Annotated in this window: 12 protein-coding genes; 3 read left to right on the forward strand and 9 right to left on the reverse strand. The window is 67.8% G+C overall.

The genetic code is table 11. The features are described 5' to 3' along the window. From VIR15_RS14170 to VIR15_RS14190, 5 genes are all read right to left on the reverse strand, one after another. A partial coding sequence (locus VIR15_RS14170) for a hypothetical protein (protein ID WP_331928730.1) occupies positions 1 to 210 on the reverse strand: 210 nt, incomplete at its 3' end. A 164-nt stretch (positions 211 to 374) separates the two neighbouring features. After that, positions 375 to 1,334: a DUF2157 domain-containing protein gene (locus tag VIR15_RS14175; RefSeq protein ID WP_331928732.1), complete on the reverse strand. Its 960-nt coding sequence runs from the start codon at positions 1,332 to 1,334 to the stop codon at positions 375 to 377. A gap of 130 nt (positions 1,335 to 1,464) precedes the next feature. Next, positions 1,465 to 3,096, reverse strand: coding sequence for an AMP-binding protein (locus VIR15_RS14180; protein WP_331928734.1), 1,632 nt, complete (start codon positions 3,094 to 3,096; stop codon positions 1,465 to 1,467). A gap of 79 nt (positions 3,097 to 3,175) precedes the next feature. Then, the gene (locus VIR15_RS14185; protein WP_331928736.1) at positions 3,176 to 3,838 is read right to left on the reverse strand and encodes a maleylpyruvate isomerase family mycothiol-dependent enzyme; all 663 of its coding nucleotides are present in this window, start codon (positions 3,836 to 3,838) and stop codon (positions 3,176 to 3,178) included. 14 nt (positions 3,839 to 3,852) lie between these two features. Next, entirely contained in the window at positions 3,853 to 4,485 is a 633-nt protein-coding gene (locus VIR15_RS14190; RefSeq protein WP_331928738.1) for a mycothiol-dependent nitroreductase Rv2466c family protein, read from the reverse strand. Between the two features lie 75 nt (positions 4,486 to 4,560). Here VIR15_RS14190 and VIR15_RS14195 point away from each other — a divergent pair, with 75 nt between their 5' ends. From VIR15_RS14195 to VIR15_RS14205, 3 genes are all read left to right on the forward strand, one after another. Further along, entirely contained in the window at positions 4,561 to 5,001 is a 441-nt protein-coding gene (locus VIR15_RS14195; RefSeq protein WP_331928740.1) for a MarR family winged helix-turn-helix transcriptional regulator, read from the forward strand. Positions 5,002 to 5,023: 22 nt separating this feature from the next. Then, positions 5,024 to 5,725 (forward strand): lysophospholipid acyltransferase family protein, encoded by a 702-nt coding sequence (locus VIR15_RS14200; RefSeq protein ID WP_331928742.1) that lies wholly within the window; start codon positions 5,024 to 5,026, stop codon positions 5,723 to 5,725. 139 nt (positions 5,726 to 5,864) lie between these two features. Beyond that, positions 5,865 to 6,428 carry a hypothetical protein gene (locus VIR15_RS14205; RefSeq protein WP_331928744.1) on the forward strand — a complete coding sequence of 188 codons (564 nt, stop codon included), beginning with the start codon at positions 5,865 to 5,867 and terminating at the stop codon, positions 6,426 to 6,428. A 414-nt stretch (positions 6,429 to 6,842) separates the two neighbouring features. Here VIR15_RS14205 and VIR15_RS14210 read toward each other — a convergent pair whose 3' ends face one another. From VIR15_RS14210 to VIR15_RS14225, 4 genes are all read right to left on the reverse strand, one after another. Further along, positions 6,843 to 7,460 carry a dihydrofolate reductase family protein gene (locus tag VIR15_RS14210; RefSeq protein WP_331928746.1) on the reverse strand — a complete coding sequence of 206 codons (618 nt, stop codon included), beginning with the start codon at positions 7,458 to 7,460 and terminating at the stop codon, positions 6,843 to 6,845. 128 nt (positions 7,461 to 7,588) lie between these two features. Further along, positions 7,589 to 8,461 (reverse strand): LLM class F420-dependent oxidoreductase, encoded by an 873-nt coding sequence (locus tag VIR15_RS14215; protein WP_331928749.1) that lies wholly within the window; start codon positions 8,459 to 8,461, stop codon positions 7,589 to 7,591. Positions 8,462 to 8,564: 103 nt separating this feature from the next. Beyond that, positions 8,565 to 9,308 (reverse strand): ABC transporter permease subunit, encoded by a 744-nt coding sequence (locus VIR15_RS14220; protein WP_331928751.1) that lies wholly within the window; start codon positions 9,306 to 9,308, stop codon positions 8,565 to 8,567. After that, positions 9,305 to 10,195: ABC transporter ATP-binding protein (locus VIR15_RS14225; RefSeq protein ID WP_331928753.1), on the reverse strand; the 891-nt coding region annotated here is incomplete at its 5' end. The genes VIR15_RS14220 and VIR15_RS14225, both read right to left, overlap by 4 nt.

A 10,195-nucleotide genomic window follows, 5' to 3' on the forward strand; every position in this document is an offset into this window, starting at 1 on the left:
GATCGCCTGCGCCTGCTCGATCGCGTCCCCGACCCCGGCCGGCGCCAACGCGTGCAGCGGATAGTTGCGCGTGATCAGCCGCAGCTCCGCAGCCATCGACGCCAGCCGCGCCGGCAACCCCGGCAGGTCCACCCGAGCCTCCTCCGACACCGCGGCAACCGGCGGCACCCCGGGCGACACCCCGCCGCTCGCTGCCCGCCCCCTGCTCATACCAAAACCCTAGAAGCGACCACCGACAACGCCCGTGACCCCTTCTTCGGCGATCGGCCCAGGCACCCTGACTCCACTGCGTACCAACCCAGTTCATCACCCGGCCACACGCGGCCCAGCTGGGCGCACGGGAGCGAGCTCAGCGGCATACGGCCAAGGAATGGTCAGGCCCGCACGGACGTGCGCCGCGCCGTGTAGAGCGCAGCCACGACGAGGAGCGCGCCCACGACGATGAGGCTGACGGCAGCCGCAGCAACGCTCGGAAACCAGTCGTAGACCACCATCGGAAGGCTGATGAGGACTCCCACGGAGCCGATGCCCAGGACGAGCAGGTCACGGCGGTAGAGGGCCAGCCCGACCAGAGCAGCCGCGGTCAGGAGCCCCCAGATCGGGCTGTATCCACCGACGGTGACAAGCTGGCCACCGACGAAAGCAATGAGCGACCCGATGACGACCGTTGCACGAGCAGGACGCACCACCCCACTCCAGCCGAGGGCGATCCAGACGGCACCGACGGTCAGCACAGCCGCCGCGACGGCGTCGAACCTCAGGCCGAGCGCTCCTCCGGTCAGTCCGGCAGTGAACGCGGTGCCCGCAGCCGCGACGGCGAGCTGGAGGACGCTCGGCCGCCAGAACCAGAGCACCAAGGAATAGGCGGTGGCCAGGGCGGCCATGAGGGGCGGGACGGCGGTGGCGTCAGCCTGAGGACCGCCGAGGTCGAGGACGTCGTAGAAGAGCTTCCCCAACGCTCCCGTGAACGCAACGACGCTGAGCGCCCACAGCACCGAACGGAGCCGGCCACCAGTGGCCCCGAGGCGGGAAGGCACGAGGGCACCGGCCACGAGCAACCCGAGGGCCGCCCCGAGGACGATCGCCAACTGGCCGCCGTCACCGAGCCCCGGCCAGAACTGCGAGGCAACGAGAATCGCGCCGACGAGCACGATGATCCCACCGAGATAGCCGAGCGCCTCCACGACAAGCGAGGGCTGCTCGGCCGGGCGCGTCGGTGGCGCGTCCGCGCGTCCGGTCTCGTCAGCGATCAGGGCACGAAGGCCGTCCGCCTGCTGGCTCGTGATGATTCCTTCGGCAACACCTCGGGAAAGAATGCTCTCCAGAGTGGCCATGACGGCCTCCTCACCCAGGGACCGGCCGCGGCCCAGACGGGCGGCGTTGTGACTCAGCCTATTCCGGAGCCGACCGGGCGCCTGAGATCCCATACTCATCTCCACGTGCCGGCGCACGGTCCGTTGGGCCTCAGCCGAGACCGAGCTTCTTCGTCGTGGTCTCCCGCATCTCCACCTTGCGGATCTTTCCGGTCACCGTCATGGGGAACTCGTCGACGATCTCGACGTAGCGGGGGATCTTGTAGTGCGCGAGCTGCCCGGTGCAGAACTCTCGCACCGCCTCCGCGGTCAGCGGCTCGGCGCCCTCCTTCATCCGGATCCAGGCGCACAGCTCCTCGCCGTACTTCGGGTCGGGCACGCCGATGACCTGCGCATCCAGCACGTCCGGATGGGTGTAGAGGAACTCCTCGATCTCCCGTGGGTAGACGTTCTCGCCGCCCCGGATGACCATGTCCTTGATCCGGCCGGTGATCTCGACGTAGCCGTCGTCGTGCATGACCGCGAGGTCGCCGGTGTGCATCCACCCGTCCTCGACGGCCTCGGCCGTCTTGTCCGGCTGCTCCCAGTAGCCAAGCATGACGGAGTAGCCCTTGGTCATGAACTCGCCAGCCTGGCCGCGCTTGACCGTTTCGCCGCTCGTCGGGTCGGTGATCTTGATCTCCAGGTGCGGGTGGACCCGGCCGACGGTCCCCGTCTTCTGCTCGAACGTGTCGTCCGTGTGGTTCTGCGTCGACACCGGGGACGTCTCCGTCATCCCGTAGCAGATGGTCATCTCCTCGATGCCGGAGGCGATGAGCTTGCGCATCAGCTCGGCCGGACACGGGGAGCCCGCCATGATCCCGGTCCGCACGCTGGACAGGTCGAAGTCTGCGAAGTTGGGCAGGTTCCATTCGGCGATGAACATGGTCGGCACGCCGTAGAGGCTCGTGCACTTCTCGTCCTGGGTCGCCTGCAGCGTCGCCACCGGGTCGAACCCGGGGGCCGGGATCACCATGCAGGACCCGTGGCTCGTGCACGCCAAGTTGCCCATGACCATCCCGAAGCAGTGGTAGAAGGGCACCGGGATGCACACCCGGTCCTGCTCGGTGTAGCGGCACAGCTCGCCGACGAAGAAGCCGTTGTTGAGGATGTTGCGGTGGCTGAGTGTCGCGCCCTTGGGGAATCCCGTGGTGCCCGACGTGTACTGGATGTTGATCGGGTCAGTCGGATTCAACGATGCCTGTATGCCGCTGAGCTCGCTCTCGCTCACCCGCTCGGCTTGGGACGTGGTTGCCTCCCAGTCGTCGGTGCCGATGTAGATGACGCGCTCCAGCCCAGGCACGTCGTGGCGCACCTCGTCGACCATCTCCCGGTAGTTGCTCGTCTTGAACGACTCCGCCGCGATGAGGGTCGTGATCCCGGCCTGGCCGAGGACGTAGTGCAGCTCGTGCGACCGGTAGGCGGGGTTGATGTTGACGAGGATCGCGCCGATCTTTGCCGTGGCGAACTGCACCAGTGTCCACTCGGAGCAGTTCGGCGCCCAGATGCCGACCCGGTCGCCGGTCTTGACGCCGATGGCCAGGAGAGCGCGAGCGAGCGTGTCCACGTCAGCGAGCAGAGCGGCATACGTCCACCTCTTGCCCTGCGCCACGTCGACGAGGGCTTCGCGGTCCGGGAACCGCGCCACGGTGGCGTCGAAGTTGTCGCCGATCGTCTGCTCGATGAGCGGGGGGTCGGTCTCGCCGCGAGTGTGCGACAGGGTGGGGTCGAGGACGTCGGTCATGGTTTCTCCGAGGTCGTGCGGCGGTGGACCTGTTTCAGACCGACTCCACCACACCACCCGGCACCTGCACAACGCCGGATCAGGCGGCGAGGGCCCCCCGCTTCAGCGCCTCCGCCCCTTCGCCGGAGAGCTGGGCGAGAGCCGCCGGCCGGCCTGTGACCAGCAGCAGGAGGGCGCCGATGGGGCCCCTGACCTCAATACCGTCGCCCACCGACCAGTCGGTGTCTGTCGCGCTGAGCCGATGCCCGTCGAGCGGGAGCTTCCGGTTCACGGAACCGAGCCAGGTGTTACGGATCCGCCAGACGCGGGTGGCGGCTTCCGCAGTCGCGTCAACTGGCATCGCGAGCTCCAGTCGAAGCGGGACGGCGATGTCCTGGCCGTGGACGAGGATGTCGATGAGGGTCTCGCGCTCGGACACGAAGGCGTTGTGGCGACGCGAGCCGACCATCCCGCGAATCCGTCCGATGATCTCGTCGGTGGGCATCCTGGCCTGAAGGACGGCGGAGTCGTGGATGATCCGGTTCAGCGTGAGGCTCCGCAGCAGCGCGGGGTGATGTCGCGTGAAGGAGAGGACGTCCCGGAAACGTTGCTGCTGGAGGGTGAGGTGGGCGGCGACGTCGCGGACGGTCCAGCCGTCGCACAGCGAGGGTTGCTGCCACTGGGTTGGAGTGAGCGTCTCGAGCAGGTCGGCCGTGCGCCGGCGTTGGTCGTCGATCGCTGCCCAGAGCTCGTCGTCGTTCATGGTCGATTCTCTCGTCAGGTGAAGACCGGAGCAGTCGTGCGGGTGCGCTTGAGCTCGTAGAAGTCGGGGACGGTCGACAGGAGCCGCATGGCGTCAAAGACGCGGACCGCCGCGGCGCCGCGTGGGATCGAATTGAGGATTGGGCCGTAGAGGGCTGGGTCGTCGATTCGGGTGACCGGGGTGCCGCACTCGTCCCCCACAAGGGCGATCGCGGCATCGTGGCTGCGACGGAGCTCGGCGTCGTGCTCTTCCGTGTCGAAGGCCGCAACGAGATCAGCGGGGAGGCCGACCTCCGCGAGTGCGGCCGCCATGGCCGCGCGACACTCGTCCCCACCGGCATAGCGCCAGTCGTCGAAGATGCGGGCGCCGAAGGCGGTGTAGAGATCACCGAGCACGGGCTCCCCTGCGTGTCCCGCCGCTGCCGTCGCCACCCGTGCCGCACCGTTGACCTCGCGCAGATGACTGACATACGAGGGGTCGTCGGTCCGGTGTTCGTTGAGCAGGTAGAGGCTCATGACGTGCCACTTGATCTGGAGGCGGCGTTGTGTTGTGACCTCCAGCAACCAGCGCGACCCGATCCACGAGTATGGACACACGGGGTCGAACCAGAAGTCGACCTGCTGCACCCGTCCGTGTTGCGAACCCATGCCACACCCAGCCACTAAAGTAGTCCCAATAGCGAATCAATATAGTTCGCTTATAGGACTAGTGCAAGGAGCCCGATGTCTCGCGAACTGCCGACCAGCCTTCTGATGTTCATCGCGCACCGAACGGCGGAGAACCGCATCTACGAGGCAGTCACCGCGCAGGGCTATGACGACGTGACCATCGCGCAGAGCCGTCTGCTCATGGGCATCGACGAGACCGGAACTCGCGTCTCAGTGCTCGCCGACCGGGCCCAGGTCGCCAAGCAGACGGCCACGGCCTTGGTCGACAGGCTTGAGACAGCCGGCTATGTCGAACGGGTGCCGGACGCCACCGACGGCCGCGCGCGACTCGTCCGGCTTACCCCGCGCGCCAAAGAGGCGATCCCCATCGCGCGAGCCGAGGAGCAGCGGATCGAGGAGGAGTGGGAGGCCCACCTCGGGACCCGGCGAATGCAGCAGTTGCGAGAGGCACTGACCATGCTCCGACAGATCACCGACCCGTACCTGGAGTCCTGACTCGTTCCCTAGGCTGTGCGGCGTGTGGTACTGGTTCTTCAAGTTCGTCGTCGTCGCGCCGATCGCTCGGTGGTACGTGAGACCCCGGTGGTCCGGGCGTGAGAACCTCCCCCGGACCGGCCCCTTTCTCCTCGCCGGCAACCACGTGACGATGATCGACCCGGTGGTGATCAGCCTCGGCGTGCCGCGACGAGTCATCTTCATCGCGAAGCAGAAGTACTACTCGGGCAAGAGCCTGCGACGCCGCGCGCTGGCCTGGTTCCTCCGCGCGATCGGGCAGGTACCGATCGATCCGGCGAGCGCTGCCGCCGCGAGTCCCGGGCTCGACTACGCCGGGCGGATCCTCGCGGAAGGAGGAGTCGTTGCGCTCTTCCCTGAGGGCACGCGGTCCCCGGACGGCAGGCTCTATCGTGGCCGGACCGGCGTCATGCGCCTGGCCCTGCCGCTCCACATACCCGTCATCCCGGCCGTTGTGCAAGGAACTCGAGAGATCCGCCTACCGGGCCAGCCGAACCCGCGCCGGGGACGAGTGTCCATCACGTATGACGCCCCGTTGGACCTCTCGCGGTGGGCGGACCGCCCGGACGATCCCGCTGCCTGGCGGGAGGCGACGGATGCACTCATGGCGCGGATCGCCGAGCTGTCCGGGCAGGAGTACGCCGACCGTTACGTCACGGATGAGGAGCTGGAGGAGAGAGACCGGCGCACTGGTACCGAGCCCTGATGAGTCATTGGTTTTGGAAGGATCGGTGAGCGTGGACACCGACGGGGCCGTCGCAGCGAACCGGCCAAGCCAACTGGCAGCGGCACGTGCCTCAGGTGTTCGCTGGGCGCCTCCCCTCGTTGCGGGCATTGCTCTTGGCGTGGCCAACTCGGTGAGCAACGCCTTCGGGTCCGCCTACGGCCCCTTCACGACCACGCCGGGTCAGGGCGTGCGCTGGCTCGAGTACGTCAGCTCATGGTTGGGGACGCCGTGGGCGTGGGCGCTATTCGCGTTCGGAGTCGGCTGGTTCACACGGCGCCTGGGCGCAGCAGCGCTGCTGGCAACGGGAGGCCTGCTGCTGGCGGTCCTTGCCTACTACGTGAGCGACGCCATGCTGGGACTGAACGATCAACTGAGTGTCAGCGAGATCCAGCTCTGGTCCGCCATCTCGTTGTTGGTCGGCCCCGTCATGGCGGTGCTCGGCGCGCTCACCCATCGTCCCCGGGCGTGGAGCCTGGTGCCGGGGCTCGTAGCGCCAGCCGTCATGGTCTACTTCGGTCTCACGCGCCCGAGCGGTAACGCGCAGATCCAGCCATGGGCGCAATGGGCGGTGCTCGGGGCTGCTGGCCTGTTGGCAGTAGCGCTCACGGTCAGAGCAGTCCGCCTTAATCCGCTTGCTATGCAGCGTGATTCAGGGCCGAACTCAAGTCGCGCCGTTGAGTAGAGCCCCGAGTCCGGTGTGAGCCGGGATGCGAGGCTCGCGAGCCCGCGGACCGTGGTCGTTCCACAGGCGCCGGCGCGCCCGGGGTACCGGCACGAGGCCTGACGGGAAGTGCATGCTCGACGGGGAAACCGGCCACGCTGGGAGTTAGCGGGTGCATGGGGCCGAGCACAGCGGCATACGGCGTGATCTCGGTGCTGGTGCTCGAGGTCCCAGGGAACGGTCACACGTCTCGCGTCCCGCGACTCCGTCAATCCCGCCGGGGCTGGAACGTCGGCAGGGTTGCGGCCGAAGGCGCGTCGACAATTTCGCCGCGGCTCGATTGTCGGGGGCGGATCCCACCTTGCGTCGAGCGTGCAGTTGCTGACGCCGCGGGCCCCAGCACTCCAGGAGTTCGCTTGGCCAAGCCGTCCCGGGTCAGAGACGAGAGGGGACGTGCTGCCCACCCTCAGCGCTCCTGGCATAGGACAGGAGAAGCGTGCCGCTCGGGGTGAGCGACTGGCCGGTGCAGGCGAGTCGGAGGGGTCCGTTGATGCCGGATGGGAACAGCCGTGCGCCACGACCAGTAATCGTGGGAGCCACGACGAGGTGCAGCTCGTCGACGAGGTCCGCCGCGAGCAATGCCTGCACGAGGGTGATGCTGCCGTGGACTCCGATGTCGCCTCCGAGGCCGGCCTGCAGGGCTTGGACATGATCCTCGACGGGAGCGGTGACAAGCTGCTCGTTCTGCCACGTGCCCCAAAGTGGGTGCGAACTGAACACGTGCTTTGGTGTCGAGTTGATGAAGTCGGCGAAGGGCTGGACTTCCGACGTGGGCCAGTAGTCGACCCAGTAGTCGTATGTCCCTCGTCCAAGCAGGACGTCATCCTGGGTCTCGATGACCCGACCGAGGAAGGCGAATACTTCGGCGTCCACGTCGAACATCCAGTCGCCGGGCTCTTCCGCAACACCATCCAGGGAGAGCAGTGAGTAGACGACGACCTTGCGCAGTTGGGCCCGGCCCGGCGGACTCGAGCTCCGACTGGGTGAGGCCACGGGTTCTCCTTCAGTTGGTTGGAATCTGGCGCCGCCGCTGTCGAAAGCCGAGCACGTCGGCCGTGCGGTCGGACCGTCGACCTCCAGGGTGGCGAGACGGGCCACGACGGTCGCGCGCTGAGCCTGGCTCAGGAATCCTTCAAAGCCGGTATGACGCGCTCGGCCATCAGCTCGAGCGGCCGCATGGACTCCACATCCTTCAAACCGCCATGTGCAACCTCGATCCCGAGGCCCGCGAGCTCGTGCAGGTGGTCGATGAGCCGATCCACGTGTTCGCCGTCGGGGCCGAGGTCGAAGCGCAACTGCGCCGTCTTCTCGATCTCGTCGTAGTCGCGGCCCAGCCGCTCGCAGTGCTCGCGCAGCACGTCGAGCTTGCGGGGTAGCTCGGGCGTGTCGAAGATGTTGCACGAGTCGGCGTACTGCGCCACGAGCCGAAGCGTCTTGCGCTCCCCTGAGCCCCCGATGAGGATAGGCGGGCGCGGGCGGCTCAGCGGCTGTGGGGAGTTCAGGGTCCGGGCCAATTGGTAGTGCTTGCCCTTATAGGGTCCCTCGTCGTCGCTCCACATCTGCAGGACGATCTGCAGGGCCTCCTCGAGCCGCTCGAACCGCTCCTTCGTCGACGGGAAGAGCAGTCCCAGGCCCCGAGACTCCTCTTCGTTCCAGGCGGCGCCGATCCCGAGCACAGCTCGGCCTCCGGACAGCACGTCGAGCGTCGTGACGGCCTTGGCCAACAGCCCCGGGTCCCGGTAGACGACGGCGGTCACCATGGCGAGCAGCTCAACCCGCTGGGTCTGGCCGGCCAGGAAGCCGAGCGTCGTGTAGGCCTCGAGCATCTCGTGCTCCGGAGGGCCGAGTGGTGCAATCTGCCACACGTGGTCCATGACGCTGATCCGGTCGTACCCGGCGTTCTCGGCGGTACTCGCGATGTCGACGAGCCGGCCACGGAGCGCGTCGGGGCCACCCGCCCACGTGAAGTTGGGAATGTGCAGTCCGAATCTCATCGCCTGCTCCTCACGGTTCGGAGGTCGTGCCTGAGGGTCGAGTCAGGGCACCGGTCATCCACCCAGTATCACAACCGCACACCGCCCGTGGTGCCGGCGCGGGTCAGCGCCATCGGGTCAGTATCTCCTCACGGTCGAAGACGGCGCGCGCGCCGGCGAACAGGACCAGGTCGAGGACGAGCAGCACCGCCGCGATCCACAGCAGCGACGTCGGGCTGAGGTCGAAGACGCCGATCTCGGAGAGGACATAGAGGGCCGCGAACGGGATGACCATGAGACCCGCCAGCTGCTGAGCCGTGCGGACGTCGGTCACCCGCACGGAGACAAGGACGCTCGCGAGCACACTGAAGAGGGCGGCCAGTGGGACCACAACCATGAGGATGATCCACGTCGCCGTGTCCGGCAGGAAGGTCCGGCCCCAGAGGGACTGGGTTTGCCGGTTCGCGTTGAGAACGAACACGGCCCCACCGAGCCAGATCGCGAGCAACGTGGGAACCAGCGCCGCGAGGGTCTTGCCGAGGAGGATCTCGAGCTCGCTCGCCGGTGTTGCGAGCAGGGGTTCGAGGCTACGCTCGACCTTTTCGCCGACCAGCGAGTACGCCGCAATCGCGGTGGGCAGGACCGCCGAGCCGATGACCAGGAAGAAGACGAAGGCGTCGAGCAGCTGCGGCACCATGGCCATCGTGGCGTCCCCTGCCCCCGTCCGCTCACCGACGCGCCGCAGCACGAGCGGCAGGCCCAGCGCAACGATGAGCGGGAAGACGACCAGTCCGACCAGGGTGCTGCGCCGACGGAGCGCGACCCACACGTCCTTGCGCGCGATCGTCAGCGCGGTGGCGATGCTCATGATGTCCCCTCGATGACCTCGAGGTAGGCCTCCTCGAGGCTGGTGCTCTCCCGGGAGACGCCGGTAACCCGAGCGCCGGCGCCGACGAGGGCCGAGACGAGATCCGGCACCTCGACATCCGGCGGCAGAGTTGCGACCAGTCGAGCCCCATCGAGGCGCAGCTCCGTGACGCCAAGCGCGCGTACAGCATCGAGGTGCTGCTCCGCGACCGTCTCGAGGTCGATGTCGACCCGGTTGTCCGACGCCCGGAGCTGGAGCTCGTCCGGCCGACCGACCCGCAGCAGTCGGGTTCGCAGGATGCCGACCCGGTCGCACGTGCGTTGCGCCTCGTCGAGCCGGTGGGTATTGATGACCAGCGTGTGTCCCTCGTCGCGCAGCTCGATCAGGAAGTCACGCACCGTGCGGGCCACCTCCGGGTCCAGATTCGCCGTCGGCTCATCCAGCAGGACGACGGGCGGGTCGTGGACCAAGGCCCGAGCCAGGGCGAGCCGTTGCTTGAGGCCCTTGGACAGGCTTGACACCGGCTGGTCGCGACGTTCCCACAGGCCGAGCCGGGTCAGCAGGCCTTCGATCCGCTCTGCCCTGACGCCGGCGGGAAGGTGGTAGAGCCTGCCGAAGTAGTCGAGCGTCCGGGCAGCAGAGAGGTCCCCGTACAGTCCGACCTCCTCGGGTAGTACGCCCACGAGGCTGCGCAGCCGGCTCCCGGCCGCGCGGTCGGTGACATCGACGCCGGCCACCTCGGCTCGCCCCTCGGTGATCCCGATGAGCCCGGCGAGCATCCGGACCGTGGTCGTCTTGCCCGCGCCGTTCGGACCGAGGAGGCCGAAGATCTCGCCTTCCCTGATCTCCACGGTCAGGCGGTCCACGGCGTCGACACCACTGAACCT

This window comes from Intrasporangium sp. (assembly GCF_036566125.1).
Lineage (GTDB): Bacteria > Actinomycetota > Actinomycetes > Actinomycetales > Dermatophilaceae > Intrasporangium.